14 protein-coding genes are annotated in these 17,550 nt (G+C 72.9%); 7 read left to right on the top strand and 7 right to left on the bottom strand.

All coding sequences use genetic code 11. From position 1 onward, the window contains the following. The first annotated feature begins 170 nt into the window (after window positions 1–170). The 3 genes from SCA03_RS02220 (at window position 171) to SCA03_RS02210 (ending at window position 4,243) form a co-directional block, all read left to right on the top strand. A complete protein-coding gene (locus tag SCA03_RS02220) occupies window positions 171–1,487 on the top strand; it encodes a sensor histidine kinase (protein ID WP_086814549.1) in 1,317 nt (438 codons plus the stop codon). A gap of 196 nt (window positions 1,488–1,683) precedes the next feature. Further along, on the top strand, window positions 1,684–2,586 hold the full coding sequence (locus tag SCA03_RS02215; RefSeq protein ID WP_212766951.1) for a CPBP family intramembrane glutamic endopeptidase: 903 nt from the start codon (window positions 1,684–1,686) through the stop codon (window positions 2,584–2,586). A 388-nt stretch (window positions 2,587–2,974) separates the two neighbouring features. Next, a complete protein-coding gene (locus tag SCA03_RS02210) occupies window positions 2,975–4,243 on the top strand; it encodes a metallophosphoesterase (protein ID WP_371863884.1) in 1,269 nt (422 codons plus the stop codon). Between the two features lie 130 nt (window positions 4,244–4,373). On the opposite strand, the gene SCA03_RS02205 is transcribed toward SCA03_RS02210, so the two are convergent. Further along, a complete protein-coding gene (locus SCA03_RS02205) occupies window positions 4,374–4,901 on the bottom strand; it encodes a MarR family winged helix-turn-helix transcriptional regulator (protein WP_086814550.1) in 528 nt (175 codons plus the stop codon). Between the two features lie 63 nt (window positions 4,902–4,964). Here SCA03_RS02205 and SCA03_RS02200 point away from each other — a divergent pair, with 63 nt between their 5' ends. Continuing rightward, window positions 4,965–5,909 (top strand): amidohydrolase family protein, encoded by a 945-nt coding sequence (locus tag SCA03_RS02200; protein WP_086814551.1) that lies wholly within the window; start codon window positions 4,965–4,967, stop codon window positions 5,907–5,909. A 459-nt stretch (window positions 5,910–6,368) separates the two neighbouring features. Here the strand turns inward: SCA03_RS02200 and SCA03_RS02195 are convergent, their stop codons facing one another. Beyond that, window positions 6,369–6,791: a secondary thiamine-phosphate synthase enzyme YjbQ gene (locus SCA03_RS02195; protein WP_030875088.1), complete on the bottom strand. Its 423-nt coding sequence runs from the start codon at window positions 6,789–6,791 to the stop codon at window positions 6,369–6,371. Between the two features lie 104 nt (window positions 6,792–6,895). Between SCA03_RS02195 and SCA03_RS02190 the strand changes: the two genes are divergently transcribed. Then, window positions 6,896–8,002 (top strand): NAD(P)-binding domain-containing protein, encoded by a 1,107-nt coding sequence (locus SCA03_RS02190; protein ID WP_086814568.1) that lies wholly within the window; start codon window positions 6,896–6,898, stop codon window positions 8,000–8,002. A gap of 628 nt (window positions 8,003–8,630) precedes the next feature. On the opposite strand, the gene SCA03_RS02185 is transcribed toward SCA03_RS02190, so the two are convergent. The 5 genes from SCA03_RS02185 to SCA03_RS02165 all read right to left on the bottom strand — a co-directional run bounded on the left by SCA03_RS02185 (window position 8,631) and on the right by SCA03_RS02165 (window position 14,472). Then, entirely contained in the window at window positions 8,631–9,650 is a 1,020-nt protein-coding gene (locus SCA03_RS02185; protein WP_086814552.1) for a LacI family DNA-binding transcriptional regulator, read from the bottom strand. Between the two features lie 30 nt (window positions 9,651–9,680). Further along, window positions 9,681–10,769, bottom strand: a complete 1,089-nt coding sequence (rhaS, locus tag SCA03_RS02180) for a rhamnose ABC transporter substrate-binding protein (RefSeq protein ID WP_030875096.1) — start codon at window positions 10,767–10,769, stop codon at window positions 9,681–9,683. Window positions 10,770–10,800: 31 nt separating this feature from the next. Then, window positions 10,801–11,823 carry an ABC transporter permease gene (locus SCA03_RS02175; protein WP_086814553.1) on the bottom strand — a complete coding sequence of 341 codons (1,023 nt, stop codon included), beginning with the start codon at window positions 11,821–11,823 and terminating at the stop codon, window positions 10,801–10,803. Next, window positions 11,820–12,857 (bottom strand): ABC transporter permease, encoded by a 1,038-nt coding sequence (locus SCA03_RS02170; RefSeq protein WP_030875100.1) that lies wholly within the window; start codon window positions 12,855–12,857, stop codon window positions 11,820–11,822. The genes SCA03_RS02175 and SCA03_RS02170 overlap by 4 nt, the downstream gene beginning before the upstream one ends. 73 nt (window positions 12,858–12,930) lie before the next feature. Further along, window positions 12,931–14,472: a sugar ABC transporter ATP-binding protein gene (locus SCA03_RS02165; RefSeq protein ID WP_086814554.1), complete on the bottom strand. Its 1,542-nt coding sequence runs from the start codon at window positions 14,470–14,472 to the stop codon at window positions 12,931–12,933. A gap of 378 nt (window positions 14,473–14,850) precedes the next feature. Between SCA03_RS02165 and rhaI the strand changes: the two genes are divergently transcribed. Then, window positions 14,851–16,038 (top strand): L-rhamnose isomerase, encoded by a 1,188-nt coding sequence (gene rhaI, locus SCA03_RS02160; protein ID WP_086814555.1) that lies wholly within the window; start codon window positions 14,851–14,853, stop codon window positions 16,036–16,038. Beyond that, window positions 16,035–17,540: a rhamnulokinase gene (locus SCA03_RS02155; RefSeq protein ID WP_086814556.1), complete on the top strand. Its 1,506-nt coding sequence runs from the start codon at window positions 16,035–16,037 to the stop codon at window positions 17,538–17,540. The genes rhaI and SCA03_RS02155 overlap by 4 nt, the downstream gene beginning before the upstream one ends. Window positions 17,541–17,550 lie beyond the last annotated feature (10 nt).

Genomic DNA, 17,550 nt, shown 5'->3' with positions numbered 1-17,550 from the left:
GTTCGCCCGCTTCCTCCGCTGGCCGACGGTACGCGGCCGGACGGGCGGCGGGCGATCCCGCCCGCGAGCCGGTTCGAGGCACGGCAGGCGGCACCCGCCGCCCGCACCGCCCAACTCTCCCTCGGCATAGGGTCGGTGGCGACGTCGGCGAAGGGCGGGGAGAGGCGCGCATGCGGGCAGACCAGGCCTCGGGGGCCAGTACGCACTCCGAGTCGGGCGGCCCGGCGGCTCCCCGTCGCGCCCGGCCGGTCGCCGGGCTCAAAGGCGCCGCCGCCCGCACGGCGTCGGCCGCCCTCGCCGCGCTGGAACAGCTCGCGGGCGGCCTGGGCACCAGCATGCTGGCTCTGATCGTGCTGGCCGGGCTGCTCGTCTCGGTCCTGACGATCCCCCTGGGTGTCGGCCTGCTCCTGACGCCTCTCGCGCTGCGTTCTGTGCACGCGCTGGCCCGCAGGGAACGCGACCGGCTCAGCCGCTGGGTCCCCGAGATCGTCGCTCCGCACGCCCCGTCGACACGGCTGCGCGCGGCGTGGTCCGACCCGGTCACGTACCGCACGCTGTGCTGGCTGGTCGTGCACGCCACGCTGGGGCTGCTCCTGGGGCTGCTGGGGGTGCTGATACCACTGTTCGCCGTACGGGACAGCACCTTCCCGCTGTACTGGCCGCTCGCGCCCGAGGACGCCGCGAGCACCTCGCTCGGCTTCGGTGTCGCGCACACCTGGCTGGACGCCACTTCCGTCTGCCTGCTGGGCCTCGGCTGGATCGTCGTCGTCCTGGCCCTCGCCCCGGGCATGGCACGCCTCCAGGCGGTTCCCGGCCGCCGTCTGCTCACCGCGCCGCCCGGTGCCGACCTGTCGCTGAGGATCGCCGAGCTGACCGCCTCCCGTGCGGGCGCCCTGGACGCCCATGCCACCGAACTACGCCGTATCGAGCGCTCGTTGCACGACGGCACACAGAACCGGATGGTCACGGTCACCGTCCTGCTCGGCGCCGCACGGCGCATGGTGGCGCGCGACCCGGAGGGGGCGGACGAGCTTCTGGAACGGGCCCAGTCCGCGGCCGAGCAGGCCCTCGGCGAGCTGCGCACCGTGTCCCGCAGCATCCTGCCGCCCGTCCTCGCCGACCGCGGGCTGGAGGGCGCGCTGTCCGGGCTGGCCGCGAGCTGCGGCGTCCTCTGCGACATCGACGTCGACGCTCCGGAGCGGTGCGCTGCCTCCGTCGAGGCGACCGCCTACTTCGTCGTCGCCGAGGCCCTGACGAACATCTCCCGGCACAGCGGCGCCCACCGCGCCTTCGTCACCGTGCGCGGGGGCGCGGGCCGACTGCGCCTGCGCATCGAGGACGACGGCCACGGCGGAGCCGACGAGGAGGCGGGCACGGGGCTCTCCGGCATCCGCCGCCGGGTCGCCGCGCACGACGGCTCCCTCACGCTGTCGAGTCCGCCCGGCGGGCCCACCGTTGTGGAGGTCGTCCTGCCCCGCGGCGTCTGAGGGACGGGCGGGACGACGGACACCGGCACGCGCCGGGGCGGCGACGCGCGCGGGGCGGACCGGCGCCCCGGGCAGAGGGCGGTACCGCGCCGGTACAGAAGGCGGTACCGCGAATCGGGGCGTGGGCGGTAGTGAAACCGGCAGGGCTGCTTGGTGTGCTGGCGAGGTCACATCCATCCCCTGCGAAGAGGCACCGTTGACCATCCGACAAAGACCCCTGACCTGGTTCTTCACGCTGGCCTTCCTGCTGAGCTGGGCCGCCTGGACCCCCTACGTCCTGTCCCGGAACGGCGTGGGGATCTGGGACTTCACCTTCCCCGCCGTGGGAGGAACCTCCCAGCTCCTGGGCGTGCTGCCCGGCGCGTACCTCGGCCCGATCACGTCCGCGCTGCTGGTGACCGGCCTCACCGAGGGACGGGAAGGGCTGCGCACCTGGGCGCGGCGCATGAGCAAGTGGCGGGTCAACTGGCGCTGGTACGTGGGTGTGATCGTCTCCGTGCCCGCCGTGCTCGTCCTCGCCTCCACGGTGCTGGGCGCGCGGGGCCCGGCGATGCCCTCGGCCGTGCTCCTCACCGCCTACCTGCCGGGGCTCGTGTTCCAGCTCGTCACCACGGGGCTCGCGGAAGAGCCCGGCTGGCGCGAGTTCGCCATGCCACGCCTGCAACGCCGCTTCGGGCCCGTGCGTGCCACTTTGATCGTCGGCCCGATCTGGGGCCTGTGGCACATGCCGCTGTACCTCACCGACTGGGGCGGCGATGCGGTGACCTGGAACATACCGGTGGAGTTCATCGCGACCACCATCGCCTTCAGCTTCGTCATGACCTGGGTGTTCAACGCGACCGGCGAGAGCCTCCCGCTGGCCATGCTGCTGCACTGCGGCGTGAACAACTTCTACTCGATGGGCTGGGGCGACATGTTCCCCTGGCTCTCCAACTCCTATACGACGCACGCCTTCCTGGCGGCTTCGGCCATCGCCGCGGTGATCATCCTCCTCACCACCCGCGGCCGTCTCGGCCAGCCGCCCTCGGACAGGCCGCTCCACCCGCTCCCGCCGCTCCCCGAGCAGCCGCCCCTCGCGGCCCGGCCCCCGCGGCTCTGACGCGCGAGGCGGACCAGGCCCGTACCCGTGGCAAGCACGGCTCCCCCGCGGACCGGCCGTCGCGACGCGAGGCGCTCGACGACGACCGCCCGGCCCGGCGTGGGAGTGCGGCGGGCCTTCCACCGGTATGCAGCCGTCCCGGGGCCGTGCGCACACCGGGCTCCATCGCCCCGCCCGCCGCGCGCGGTCCCGCGGTACCGATACACCGACGACGTACGGCACACCGGAAGCCGGGCAGCCCGGCAGCCCGCGCGCCCGGACGCCGATCGGTCGACACGTATCGTCTCCTGCACGGCGAACGGACAGTTCGCGGTGATGCCCGGGGGCGCCGCGCCCGGCGGTGACGCCGCCGCGGGGCGCCGCCGGACGAGACGTCAGGAGGGGAAGCTTGACCGAGACCAGCAGTACCCGAACCGCCGACGGTGTGGACAGTGCCGACGGCGCCGACAGTGCAGACAGCGAAGAGCAGGAGGCGCCACCGAGCCGACTGCGGCGGCTGATGCGCTACCTCCCCCTGATCGCCCCCGTCCTGCTGTGGGCCGTGCCGTGCTGGGTTCTCCTGTACACCGGTCAGCACTGGCCGCTCCCCGTCACAGTGACCGGCACCGCGCTGTTCGCCCTCGGCCTGGTCGGTATGCCGCTCGCGCTGGTGCACGGCCACGGTCGGCGCCAGCGCGACCGCGCGGCGATCCTGGGTGACACGCTGCTGGGCGGCGTCTGGGTCCTGTTCACCTGGTCCGTTCTGCTCGGAGTCCTGCTGCGGCTCGGCCTGAGCCTGGCCGGTGCGGGTGACGGGCAGGACCGGGCGCGCACCGTCACCTGGGCCGTCCTCGGCATCACCGCCGTGCTGCTCGCCTGGGGGTACGCCGAGGCCCGGCGCGTACCACGTGTACGCCGACTCGATGTGCAACTCCCCCGCCTGGGGGCCGGGTTGGACGGCACCCGCGTCGTCCTGATCACGGACACCCACTACGGTCCGCTCGACCGCGCCCGCTGGTCGGCACGGGTCTGCGAGACGGTGAACACCCTGGAAGCCGACCTGGTCTGCCACACCGGCGACATCGCGGACGGCACGGCCGAACGCCGCCGCGCCCAGGCCGCCCCGCTCGGCACCGTGCAGGCGACTCACGGCCGTGTCTACGTCACCGGCAACCACGAGTACTACAGCGAGGCCCAGGGCTGGGTCGACCTGATGGACGAACTGGGCTGGGAGCCGCTGCGCAACCGGCATCTGCTGCTCGAACACGGCGGTGACGCCCTCGTGGTCGCCGGCGTCGACGACGTCACCGCCGAGTCGTCCGGACTGGCGGGCCACCGCGCCCACCTCCCCGGAGCCCTCCACGGCGCCGACCCCGACCTTCCCGTCCTCCTCCTCGCCCACCAGCCCCAGTTCGTCGACCGCGCGGCGGCCCACGGTGTCGACCTCCAACTCTCCGGCCACACCCACGGCGGCCAGATATGGCCCTTCCACCACCTGGTCCGCCTCGACCAACCCGCCCTCGCCGGCCTCAGCCGCCACGGCACCCGGACCCTCCTCTACACCAGCCGCGGCACCGGCTTCTGGGGCCCACCCTTCCGCGTCTTCGCCCCCAGCGAGATCACCCTGCTGGTTCTGCGCTCCCCGCAGCGGTCCACCCGGTCCACCACCACGTCCTAGACACGCTGTTCCGGCACATCGGCGCCGGGTGCGAGACCTCCGCTCGGCGCCGAGTGTGTGCGCCGCATCCACTCATGTGCGCGCCGCGGGATCCGTTCCGATGTCGGCCGAACCGGCGGGCCTTGAGTGCTCAGCCCCCCTCCCCTGCTGATGCAGTTGCACCGGGGACGGTCTCGCCGATGATGCGGGCGAGGCGGTGCAACTGTGCGGCGAGTTCGTGCCGTTCATGCGGTGCGAACTGCGACAGAGCGGCGTACTGGCGCGTGCGCAGCTCGGCCCGCATGGCGGCGAGGCGCTCCCCGCCTTCCTCGGTGAGCCGGACGAGGACCTGACGCTCGTCGTGCGGAGCACGGCGTCGGGTGACCACGTTCTTGCCCTCCAGTTGCTGGAGCATGCGCGTCGCGGTGGGGACACTGATCGCGGCGTGGGCGGCCAGCTGACTGACCGGCAGGCCCGCGCCTTCGGCGTCCTCCGCCAGCACGGCGAGAAGGGACATCTGCGCCATGGACAGGCCGCCCTCGGATTGGCCGACTGTGGCAGACCGTGAGCGACGCATGGCATAGAAGAGCCGGTCGGCGGCCTCGGCCAGGTCCTCGATGCCAGGGTCCACCCGCAGTCCGGACGTGCCGCCGGCCTCGGAGTTGCTTGCCTCGCTCATGACGGTTAGCTTACTAAATGAATCTAGTTAGCAAGCTAATGATTAGGAAGGAAAGCAAGCAACATGCGCTCTCCCGCTCGCATCGATGTCCACCAGCACATCGTTCCGCCCGCCTGGGCCCGGACCCTCGCCGCGCAGGGGCTGGACTCCGGCGGTTGGGCCATCCCCGACTGGAGCCGGAAGAGTGCCATCGCGATGATGGATCAGCAGGGTATCGCCACCGGCGTCCTGTCCGTCACCGCTCCCGGTGTCCACCTCGGAGACGACGCCCGGGCCCGGGATCTCGCCCGTGCCGTCAACGAGTACGGCGCCGAGGTCGTCAAGGACCGCCCCGACCGCTTCGGCCACTTCGCGAGCATTCCCCTGCCCGACGTCGACGCCGCCGTGGCCGAGGCCGTGCACGCACTGGACACCCTGCACGCCGACGGCGTCGTCCTGCTGTCCAACGCCGGCGGCCGCTACCTCGGCGACCCCGGCTTCGAGCCACTGTGGGCCGAACTGGACCGCCGCGCGGCGAACGTCTTCGTCCACCCCGCCCAGCCCCCCATGGCCCTGCTGCCCGGCACCCCGGCCCCGCTGGCCGACTACGTCTTCGACACCACTCGCAGCGCCCTCAACCTGGTGCTGAACGGCGTCATGAGCCGCTACACCAACGTCCGGGTGATCCTCTCCCACGGCGGCGGCTTCCTCCCCTACGCCGCATACCGCTTCGCCGGACTCACCTCCACCGTCGTCGCTCCCGACCTCAAGCCGGCGGACGTCCTGCACGACCTGAAGCGCTTCTACTTCGACACCGCCTTGTCCGCCAGCCCCAGCGCACTGCCCGCGCTGCTCGCCTTCGCCGAACCCGGCCATGTCCTCTACGGCAGCGACTGGCCCTTCGCCCCACAGGAGGCCGGCACCTACTACAACCACTTCCTGGAGTCCCACCCCGACTTCACACCTGGCCAGGCAGAGGCCATCAACCGCGAGAACGCCGAGGCCCTCCTCCCCCGCCTCGCCCACTGACCAGAGGCGAAGCCCCGAAGCCCTGGCCCCGGCCCAGCGCCCGAATCAGCACCCCGTCCTCCTCTGCCGAGCCAACGCCTCAACACCCGCCACCCCAGCGGCTTCATCGCCGCCCCTTCCCCCTCCGCACTGTTCCCTGCCCGACCACGCTTGGACGCCGGGCACCTCCGGGCAGTCAGCCCCTGGGAAAGAGCACCGCGAGTGGGTCCCGACACCCCGCGGCTGCCACCGAAACCCGTGCACTCTTCCATCCGCCCGGAGCACACCGACACCTCCCGGACACACGAACAACCGCTGTCGCCACTCAGGCTCTGACTCAGGTTGCCGACCGCCACGGTGAGCGACCGCCGAACTCTTCGCGGCAAGGGGCAAGTTGCCGAGAGCCGCGCGCAAGGTCACGCAGTTCCACGCACGCAGAGCACGGCGAAACGACAGCGCTGCCCCGGGAGTTGACCGTCATCAGCCGAGGAAGCTCAACCGCACCTGCCGTCGCGGATTGTCCACGTTGGTGTCCACCAGGCACACCGACTGCCAGGTACCCAGGGCCAGGGAGCCGTCGGTCACCGGGAGGGTGGCGTGTGGAGGGACGAGGGCGGGGAGGACGTGGTCGCGGCCGTGGCCGGGGGTGCCGTGCTGGTGGCGCCAGCGGTTGTCCGGGGGCAGCAGATCGCGCAGGGCGGCGAGGAGGTCGTCGTCGCTGCCGGCGCCGGTCTCCAGGATCGCGATGCCCGCGGTGGCGTGCGGCACGAAGACGTTGAGGAGGCCGTCGCGGCCCCGGGCGACGCGGGAGAGGAAGGCGTCGCAGTCGTGGGTGAGGTCGTGCACGGTCTCCGACGAGCCGGTCGTGATGTCGAGGACGTGGGTGTTCAGTGCGTCGGTCATGGCTCCCATGATGGCTCCCGGTGCGCGCCCGGACGCGGTGGGTGTCCCCGGGTGCGGCGGGGCGCCGTGGGAAGGTTCGCGGGCTCCGGGTGGTTGTGCACGGCATGGACGAGGTGGAGGTCGTGGTTGTCGGCGCCGGGCAGGCGGGCCTGTCGGCGGCGTACCACCTGAGGCGTTCCGGGTTCGAGCCGGGCGGGGGCTTCGTGGTGCTGGACCATGCTCCGGCGCCGGGCGGTGCCTGGCAGTTCCGGTGGCCGACGCTGACATACGGCCGGGTGCACGGCATGCACGCGCTGCCGGGCATGGAGCTGACGGGCGCGGATCCCGGCCGGTCCTCCGCGGAGGTCATCGGGGAGTATTTCGCCCGCTACGAGCGCAGGTTCGAGCTGCCGGTGCGCCGCCCTGTGGATGTGCGGGAGGTGCGTGACGCGGGTGCGGAGGGCCGGCTGCTGGTGCGCACCTCGGCGGGCGACTGGTCGGCCCGGGCAGTGATCAACGCGACGGGCACCTGGGAGCGGCCGTTCTGGCCGCGGATCCGTGGGCAGGAGCTGTTCCGGGGGCGGCAGCTGCACACGGCGGGGTATCCGGGGCCGCGGGACGACGCCTTCGTGGGGCGGCGTGTGGTCGTGATCGGCGGCGGCACCTCGGCGGTGCAGCATCTGCTGGAGGTCGCGCGGGTGGCGCAGGAGACGGTCTGGGTGACGCGCCGGCCGCCGGTCTTCCGCGAGGGACCGTTCGACGAGGAACAGGGCCGGGCGGCGGTCTCGCTGGTGGAGGAGCGGGTGCGTGAGGGGCTGCCGCCGCGCAGTGTCGTCTCGGTGACGGGCCTGCCGATGACGGAGGAGATGCGCCGGGCCCGTGCGGACGGGGTGCTGGTGCGGCGGCCGATGTTCACGCGGATCACCGAGGACGGGGTGGAGTGGCCGGACGGGAGCCGGTTCCGGGCGGACACGCTGCTGTGGGCGACGGGCTTCCGCCCGGTCATCGACCATCTGGCGCCGCTGCGGCTGCGGGAGCCGGGCGGCGGTATCCGGATGGAGGGGACGCGCTCGGTGCGGGATCCGCGCGTCCATCTGGTCGGCTACGGCCCGTCGGCCAGCACGATCGGGGCGAACCGGGCGGGGCGTGCGGCGGTGCGGGACATCCGTGCGCTGCTGGGCGCCTCCGGTGCACCGGCCGAGCGGGGTGTGGAGGGCGCGGCGGCGGCGTGAGCCCGGGGCGCCGGGATGCCTCGGAGCGGGGGGACGTGAGCCGTGCTGTTGCTGTCCTGTCGCGGTGGCGTCTGTGGAGGCGTCCGGCCTGCTCGGCCCGAGGGACACGGTCGGCCGGCGGGCCGGTCACGCGGATGGCGGTGCCGGCGGACACGGCTGGAGAGGCCCAGCCCAGGGCCAGCCCGGCGGACTGCCCAGTCGGGCGGCGGAGCCAGAGGCCGGACTCCCCCCCCCGCGGACACGGACACGGACGCAGACGCGAGCAACGAGGCGGAGCCGGGCGCGGCCGAGCAGGCCGGCAGACGCCGACGAAGCGGGCGGGGACCACACACGGCCCGCCGAACCGCACGCACCGGCAGCGAGGCCCCCGGTAAGGCGCGGCCCACCGGACCGCACACCGCAACACGGCCAGGACGGTCACAGCCCACCGAACCGCACACACCGTCCGCAAGGCCCTGGCAAGGCACGGCCCACGGGACCACACACCGCCACACGGCCAAGACCGGCACAGCCCACCGAACCCCACACACCGACCGCAAGGCCCCGACCAGACACGGCCCACCGGACCGCACACCGACAGCCAGGGCGCGGCCCGCCGGGCACTCAGCATCGGCCGCGGAGTCAGGGGTCAGGCGCGGCGCGGCAGGGTGGAGGTGCGGGCGACGAGTTCGGGGGGCAGGACGATGCGGTGGTGGTGGTGTGCGGCCGGGGCGGTGGTCTCTTCGATGAGGAGTTCGGCCGCGATGCGGCCCATGCGCCGGGCGGGCCGCCGTACGGAGGTGAGGGGCACGGCGGCGGCAGCGGCGAACTCGATGTCGTCGTAGCCGACGAGCGCCATCTCCTCGGGCACGGCCACTCCGGCGCCGTAGAGGGCCTGGAGCACGCCGAGGGCGAGCAGGTCGTTGGCGCAGAAGACGGCGGTGGGGCGGGGTGACATGCCCAGCAGGCGGGCGCCGGCGTCGCGTCCGGCGGCGACGTCCATGCGGTCGGTCTCCAGGTGCCGCAGGGTGGCGCCGGCGCCGGGGAACGCGGCAACGGCCCGGCAAGCGCCGGTGTGGCGCTCGCGGCACTGGGTGAGCTGCATGGGCCCGCTGACGTGAGCCAGGTCGCGGTGGCCCGCGTCGAGCAGGTGGCGTACGGCGAGTGCGGCGCCCCGGACGTCGTCGACGGAGACGGAGCAGCCTTCGGCGGAGGGCACCAGGCGGTCGACGCAGACGCTGGGGATGCCGTGCCGCTGGAAGGCGGCGAGGGTTTCCCCGGTGGTGTCGGCGGGGGTGACGAGCACGCCGCGTACCCGGTGTTCGGCGAACATGCCGAGGTAGGCGGCCTCTTCGGCCGGGCTGTGCGCGCTGTTGCACAGCATGACGCCGAGGCCGGCGGCGCGGGCGACGCGTTCGGCGCCGGTGGCGACGTCAGCGAAGAACGGGTTGGCCATGTCCAGCACGAGCAGCCCGATGAGCCGGCTGCGTCCGGCCCGCAGTTGGCGGGCCGACTCGCTGCGGACGTAGCCGAGTTGTTCGATGGCGGCCTGGACCCTGCGGCGGGTGTCCTCGGCCACCGTCGCGGGGCGGTTGATGACGTTGGAGACGGTGCCGACGGAGACGCCGGCCGCCCGGGCGACCTCCTTGATGCCGACCGTGCGTCCCATCCGTCCTCTCCCCGCCCCGCTCGCCGGCCGTCAGAAGTCGTAGTCGTCGATGTTCTTCTTGTCGAAGACGGTGGGCGGGCCGAGGACGACCTCGCCGTCCTTGCCCACCTCGCGCTTGCCGAGCTTTCCGGCCTTGAAGGTCTCGCCCTCCTTCCCGGTGACCTGTCCGGAGGCGAGGGCGGCGCCCGCGTAGGCGCTGAGGTAGCCGAGTTCCTCGGCGTCCCACAGCAGGAACTCCTCGATCGTGCCGTCCTTGATGTACTTGCGCATCTGGTTGGGTGTGCCGAGGCCGCCGAGGACGACCTTGCCCTTGTAGGAGGAGCCGCTGACGTAGCGGGCCGCCGCGGCGAGGCCGACGGTGGTGGGCGAGACGATGCCCTTGAGCTTCGGGTACGCCTTGAGGAGACCCTGGGTCTCCTGGAAGGACTTCTGGTCGACGTCGTCGCCGTACGCGATCTTGACGAGCTTCATGTCCTTGTAGGCCGGCTTCTTCAGCTCGTCCTTCATGATCTTTATCCAGGTGTTCTGGTTCGTGGCGTTCTGGGTCGCCGACAGCACCGCGAACTGGCCCTTGTAGTCGATCTGTTCGGCCATGTCCTTGACCATGGCGCGGGCGAGTTCCTGGGAGCCCGCCTGGTTGACGAAGATGTTCCGGCAGTCCTTTCCGGCGTCCGAGTCGAAGGAGACGATCTTGACGTTCTGCTTCATCGCCTGCTTCAGCGGGCCGCAGACCGCGTTCGGGTCGTTGGCCGCCAGCATGACGGCGTCCTGACGCTGCTGGGTGAGCGTGTTGATGTAGCTGACCTGGGAGGACGCCTTGGCGTCGGAGGGCCCGACCTCCTTGCCCGTGCCATGGAACTCCTCGGCCGCCTTGATGCCCGCCTTGTCGACGACCGTGAAGTAGGGGTTGTTGATCTGCTTGGGCAGGAAGGCGAGCTTGAGGCCCTTCTTCAGCGGCGCGTCGGGGTCGGCCTGCGCGCTGCCTGCCTTGTCCTTGGCGTCGGCCCCGGAGTCGCCGGAGTCGCTCTTCGTCGTGCCGGAGCAGCCCGCGAGGGCGAGCGAGAGGGCGCAGGCCGCCGCGGTGACGACGAGGCCGCGGGAGGGCGGATGCGGTCGCATGGCTGTGCCTTTCGAGGGTGGGGGTCGGGGGTCAGCCCGCGGCGGCTCGGCGCCGGCGGCGGGCGGTGAGCACCGCGGCCAGCCGCGGGGTGAGGACGGAGACGACGAGCAGCACGCCGGTCACGATGACCTGGATCTCGTGCGAGATGTCGTTGAGCGTCAGCAGGTTGTCCAGGACGCCGATGAGCAGGACGCCGGCGACGGCGCCGCCCAGGGTGCCCTTGCCGCCGTCGAAGTCGACGCCGCCGAGCAACACGGCTGCCACGACGGCGAGTTCGAGCCCGAGGCCGTTGTCTGCGCGGGCGCTGCCGTAGCGCAGGGTGTAGACGATCCCGGCGAACGAGGCGACGAGCCCGCTGAGCGTGAACAGGACGAGCTTCAGCCGCTTGACGCGTATCCCCGCGAAGCGCGCGGCGTCCTCCTGCGCGCCCACGGCGAACAGTGCGCGCCCGAAGCCGGTGCAGTGCAGGGCGATGGCGGCGGCCACGGCGAGGAGGCAGAACAGTGCGATCGGCCAGGGGACGAAGGTGCCGGGCACGGTCTCGGTGTTGCTCGCCCACCGGGCGTAGCTCTCGGGGAAGTCGGCGACGGCCTTGTTCCCGAGGACGACGGAGGCCAGCCCCCGGTAGAGGGTGAGCGTGCCGATGGTGACGGCCAGCGAGGGCAGTCCGACGCGGGTGACGAGCCAGCCGTTGAGGAGTCCGCCGAGTGCGCCGATCAGCAGACACAGCGGGACGAGCGTCTCGAACGTCCAGCCGGCGTCCCACAACCGCCCGGCCAGCGCGCTGGAGAGGCCCAGCATGGAGGCGACGGACAGGTCGACCTGGCCGGCGACGACGAGCAGCGTCATCGGCAGCGCGATGAGCGCGACCTCGGCGGTGTCGTTGAGCGCGGCGGCGAGGTTGGCCGTGTCGGAGAAGCCGTCGGTGGTGCCGGTGCCGACGAGGAAGGCGGCCACCAGCAGGGCGCCGACGGCCGTGTCCCAGCGCAGGAACCGGCCGGGGCCCGGGCGGCCCGTGTCCGGCCGGGCCCCAGCGGTGGCGGGTGCGTTCAATCCCTTCTCCTCTTCCTGAGCGCCCTGGTGCTGCGGGTGCGCACGACGCGGTCGGTGGCGATGGCGGCGAGCAGCAGGGCGCCGGTGATGGCCTGCTCCCAGAAGGCGCTGACCTTGAGGACGACGAGGGCGCTGCCGATGGTGGTGAGCAGCATGGCGCCCAGGGCTGCGCCCCACACCGTGCCGACGCCGCCGGTGATGGCGACGCCGCCGACCACCACGGCGCTGACGACGGTCAGTTCCCAGCCGTTGGCGGCGTCCGCGACGACGGTGCCGAACCTGGCCAGCCACAGGGCGCCGGCGAATCCGGCGACGGCGCCGGAGAAGGCGTAGGCGGCGAGGGTCCTGCGGCGCACGGGGATCCCGGCCAGCCGGGCCGCCTCGGGGCTGGAGCCGATGGCGTAGAGCTGTCGGCCGCTGCGGTAGGTGCGCAGGAAGTAGCCGGTGGCGGCCAGGACGAGGGCGGAGATCAGCGGCAGGTAGGGGATGCCGAGGACGCTGCCGCTGCCCAGGGTCAGCACGCTGTCGGGCACGTCGGAGGCGTTGATCTGGTCCCCGTGCGCCCAGGCGTGGCCCACGCCCTGGATGACGTAGAGCATGCCGAGGGTGACCACGAGCGCGGGCACCTTGCCGAAGCTGACCAGTGCTCCGCTGATCAGGCCGCAGCAGGTGCCGAGCGCGATGCCGAGCAGCAGGACGAGGGCGGGGCCGTGGTCGGTGCCGGAGACGAACGAGCCGCAGGCGAAGGCGGACAGGCCGACGACGGAGCCGACGGACAGGTCGATGTTGCGGGTGAGGACGACGACGGACTGGCCGGTGGCGAGCAGCACCAGGATCGCCGCGTTGAGGAGCAGGTCCTTGACGCCCTGGTCGTCGAGGAAGGAGTGGTTGACCAGCCAGGTGACGAGAATGAGCACGGCGAGCGCGGCGCCGATGACGAACTCCCGTACACGCAGGACGAGTTCGGCGGCGGAGCGGCGCTCGGGCGCGGGTGGGGCGGGCGCGGTGGTCCGCGGCGGCAGGGTGGTGCTCATCGGGGTCCCCCGTTCGCTTCCGGGCGCGCGCCGTGGGCCGCGCGCGGCGGCCGGCGGCCGGTTCTCCCGCCGGTCATGCGGCCTCCCCCGCGGTGTGCGGGCGGCCGGTGGCGGCGGCGAGCACGCGCTCCTCGTCGGCCTCGTCCCGGGGGATCTCGGCGGTGAGCCGTCCCTCGTGCATGACGAGCACGCGGTCGGCCATGCCGAGCACCTCCGGCAGATCGGAGGAGATCATCAGCACGGCGAGCCCGTCGGCGGCCAGCGTGGACAGCAGGCGGTGCACCTCGGCCTTGGTGCCGACGTCGATGCCGCGGGTGGGCTCGTCGACGACGAGGACGGTGGGCTCGGTGGCCAGCCATTTGGCGAGGACGACCTTCTGCTGGTTGCCGCCGGAGAGGAGGCCGACCGGGTCGGTGAGCCGGTCGTACTTCAGCCGGAGCTTGAGCGCCCAGTCCGAGGCGCGGGCCCGTTCCCCGGCGCGGCGCACGAGGCCGGCCCTGCCGAGTTTCCCCAGCCCGGTCAGTCCGATGTTGCGCTCGATGGAGGCGGCCATCACCAGGCCGCACTGCCGGCGGTCCTCGGGCACGAGGGCGAGCCCCGCGCGCACGGCGGCGGTGGGGGATCCGGGGCGCAGCGGTGCGCCGCCGACCCGGATCTCGCCCGCGTCGGGACGGTCGATGCCGAAGACGGCCTGTGCGACCTCGCTGCGGCCCGCGCCGACGAGCCCCGCCAGGGCGACGATCTCTCCGCTGCGGACCTCGAAGGAGACGTCGTGGAAGACGCCTTCCCTGGTCAACCGCCGTACGGTCAGGGCAGGTTCGCCGGGGCGCGTGGGCTGCTTGGGGTACAGCTCGTCCAGGTCGCGGCCGACCATGCGGCGCACGAGGTCGTCCTCGGTGAGCCCGTCCAGGGGTTCGGTGGCGACGAGTTGCCCGTCCCGCAGGGTCGTCACGTGCCCGCACAGCCGGAAGATCTCGCCGAGCCGGTGGGAGATGAACAGCACGGCGGTGCCCTCGGCGCGCAGTGCGTCCACGACGGAGAAGAGCCGCTCGGTCTCGCTGCCGGTGAGGGCCGCGGTGGGCTCGTCCATGATGAGGACGCGGGCGTCGAAGGAGAGGGCCTTGGCGATCTCGACGAGCTGCTGGTCGGCGATGGACAGCCCGCGTGCGACCCGGCCGGGGTCGAGGTCGACGCCGAGGCGTTCCATGAGGGCGGCGGTGGCGGAGCGGACGGCGGTGTGGTCGATGCGTCCCAGGGAGCGGCGGGGCTGGCGGCCCATGAAGATGTTCTCGGCGATGGACAGATCGGCGAAGAGCGTGGGCTCCTGGTAGATGACGGCGATACCGGCGTCGCGGGCGTCGGCGGGCCCGGAGAAGGTGACGGGTGTGCCGTCGAGGGTGAGGGTGCCGGCGTCGGGGGCGTGGACGCCCGCGAGGATCTTGATCAGTGTGGACTTGCCCGCGCCGTTCTCGCCGGCGAGCGCGTGTGCCTGGCCGGCGTGCAGTGACAGCGAGACCTCACGGAGGGCACGCACGGTGCCGAAGCTCTTGCTCACCCCCTCCAGCGCGAGGACCGGCGCGGCTCGCCCGTCGGCGGCCGGTGCGGTCGTGCTCATGCTGATCCTCCCGTGCGGCGGACGGGCCTGGCGGCACCTGGGGCGGGGTGAAATGTTTCAGACAACGGAAGGGGAAGCTAGCCGTGTGACTGGACGCGGTCAAGAGGTCGCCGTCCCGCAACGTGCCCTGTTTCCAGGTGCGTTGACGAGTCTGCGGGAGGGCCGCCCGTCCGGCTCGGCGCGCTGAAACGTTCAAGGCGGGAGGGCCCGGTAGGGCGTGGCCGGGGCCGGGAGAGTGCCCGGTGATCACCCGGCGGATCGCGGCACATGATCAAGTTCCGGTCGGCAACGGCGTCTTGACGCCCGCCGGAGCCGAACCTAGGTTCCCCGGCGGACCGCCTGAATCGATTCACGCGCCCCCACGGACCGAGGAGCCGCATGCCGGAGCCAGCAGACCTCACCGCCGTCGAAGACGTCCTGCGCGGCCAGCGGATCGAGACGCCGTCGTGGGCGTACGCCAACTCCGGCACCCGCTTCAAGGTGTTCGCACAGCCCGGTGTGCCCCGCACGGTGCGCGAGAAGCTCGACGACGCCGCCCGCGTCCACCGGCACACCGGCGTGGCGCCGCTCGTCGCCCTGCACATCCCCTGGGACCGCGTCGAGGGCGGCGCGGAGGGCTGGGCCCGGCTCGCCGCGTACGCACGCGAGCAGGGCGTGCGGCTGGGCACGGTCAACGCCAATGTGTTCCAGGACGACGCCTACAGGCTGGGCTCGGTCACCAACCCGGACCCCGCGGTGCGCCGCAAGGCCCTGGACCATCTGCGGGAGTGCGTCGAGATCATGGACGCCACCGGCTCCCGCGATCTGAAGCTGTGGTTCGCCGACGGCACCAACTACCCCGGCCAGGACAGCCTGCGCGCCCGCCAGGACCGTCTCGCCGAGGCGCTGACCGAGGTATACGAGCGGCTCGGCACCGGCCAGCGGCTCATCCTGGAGTACAAGCTGTTCGAGCCGGCGTTCTACGCCACGGACGTCCCCGACTGGGGCACGGCGTACGCGCACTGTCTGCGGCTGGGCGACCGCGCCCAGGTGTGCGTCGACACCGGGCACCACGCGCCCGGCACCAACATCGAGTTCATCGTGGCGTTCCTGCTGCGCGAGGGGAAGCTGGGCGCGTTCGACTTCAACTCGCGCTTCTACGCGGACGACGACCTGATGGCCGGCGCCGCCGACCCCTTCCAGCTCTTCCGCATCCTGTACGAGGTCCGCGCCGGCGGCGGGCTCGCCCCGGACGCCGGGATCGCCTTCATGCTGGACCAGTGCCACAACATCGAACCGAAGATCCCGGCCGTCATCCGCTCGGTGATGAGCGTCCAGGAAGCCACCGCCAAGGCGCTGCTGGTGGACACCGAGGCCCTGGCGAAGGCCCAGCGTGAGGGCGATGTCCTGGGCGCCAACGAGGTGTTGATGGACGCCTACCACACCGATGTGCGCCCGCTGCTGGCCCGGCTGCGGGAGAGCCTGGGCGCGGACGGCGACCCGCTCGCCGCCTACCGGGCGTCCGGCTGGGCCGAGCGCATCGTGGCCGAGCGGGTCGGGGGCGAGCAGGCGGGCTGGGGAGCGTGAACAGCCCTTCGGCGGGGGCCCGGACGGGCCCGTTCGCCGCCGTCGATCTCGGGGCCTCCAGCGGCAGGGTGCTGCTGGGGCGGCCCGTGGACGGCCGGCTCGTCCTGCGCGAGGCACACCGGTTCGACAACCGGCCGGTGCGTGTCCACGGCACGCTGCACTGGGACGCGCTGGGACTGTACCGGGGCGTGCTGGACGGGCTGCGTGCCGCCGCCGCGCTGACCCGGGGCGAGGGCGGGCCGGCGTCGGTCGGCATCGACACCTGGGGCGTGGACTTCGGCCTCCTGGACGGGGACGGCGCCCTGCTGGGCAATCCCGTCCACTACCGCGACACACGCACCGAGGGCATGGCCGACGAGGTCGAAAAGGTGCTGCCCGCACGGGAGTTGTACCGGCTCACCGGTCTCCAGCAGCTGCCCATCAACACGCTCTACCAGGTGGCGGCGGCCCGGCACACCGAAGGGTTCGCGGCTGCGCGGCAGATGCTGCTGATGCCGGACCTGCTCTCCTACTGGCTGACGGGCGTCGCCGGAACGGAGACGACGATCGCCTCGACCACGCAGTTCCTCGATCCGCGCACCCGCCGCTGGTCACCGCGGGCCGCCGCCGCTGTCGGGCTCGACACGGGGCTGTTCCCGCCGCTGCGGGACGCCGGCGACCCGGCCGGTGCGCTGCTGCCGGAGGTGCTGGCGGAGACGGGGCTCGACGGGCCGGTACCGGTGACCGCCGTCGGCGCGCACGACACGGCCTCGGCCGTCGTCGGCGTACCGGCCGAGGGCGACCGGTTCGCCTACATCTCCACCGGCACCTGGTCGCTGGCCGGTGTCGAACTGCCGTCTCCCGTCCTGACCGAGGAGAGCAGGCTGGCGAACTTCGCCAACGAGCTGGGCGTGGACGGCACGGTGCGCTATCTGCGCAACATCATGGGCCTGTGGCTGCTCCAGGAGTGCCTGCGCGAGTGGCGCGCCGACGAGGTGCCGGGGACGGAGGACCTGACCGGCCTGCTGGAGGCGGCGGCCCGCGCCCCCGGTCTGCGGTCGGTCGTGGACGCGGGCAGCCCCGCTTTCCTGGCGCCCGGCGGGATGCCGGAGCGGATCGCGGACGCCTGCCGGAGCACCGGACAGCCCGTGCCGCGGGACCCTGCCGAGACCACCCGCTGTGTGCTCGACTCGCTGGCACTGGCGCACCGGCAGGTGATCGCGCAGGCCGAGCGGCTGTCGGGACGCGAGGTGGAGACGGTGCACATCGTCGGCGGCGGGGCGCGCAACGCGCTGCTGTGCCGGCTGACGGCCGACGCCTGCGGACGGCCGGTGGTGGCCGGCCCGGTGGAGGCCACGGCGTGCGGCAATCTGCTGGTGCAGGCCCGGTCGGCCGGGGCGGTGCGGGGCGGTCTGGGCGAGCTGCGCGCACTGGTACGCACGAGCCTGCCGCCCCTTCGCTATCCGCCGGGCGGGGAGGGCACCACCGCCTGGGAGCGGGCCGCCGCACGCCTCGCACCGTGAACCTCCCGGC

It is taken from the genome of Streptomyces cacaoi (genome assembly GCF_006539165.1).
Classification (GTDB): Bacteria; Actinomycetota; Actinomycetes; order Streptomycetales; family Streptomycetaceae; genus Streptomyces; species Streptomyces cacaoi.
This window is presented reverse-complemented; position numbering and strand designations above follow the sequence as displayed.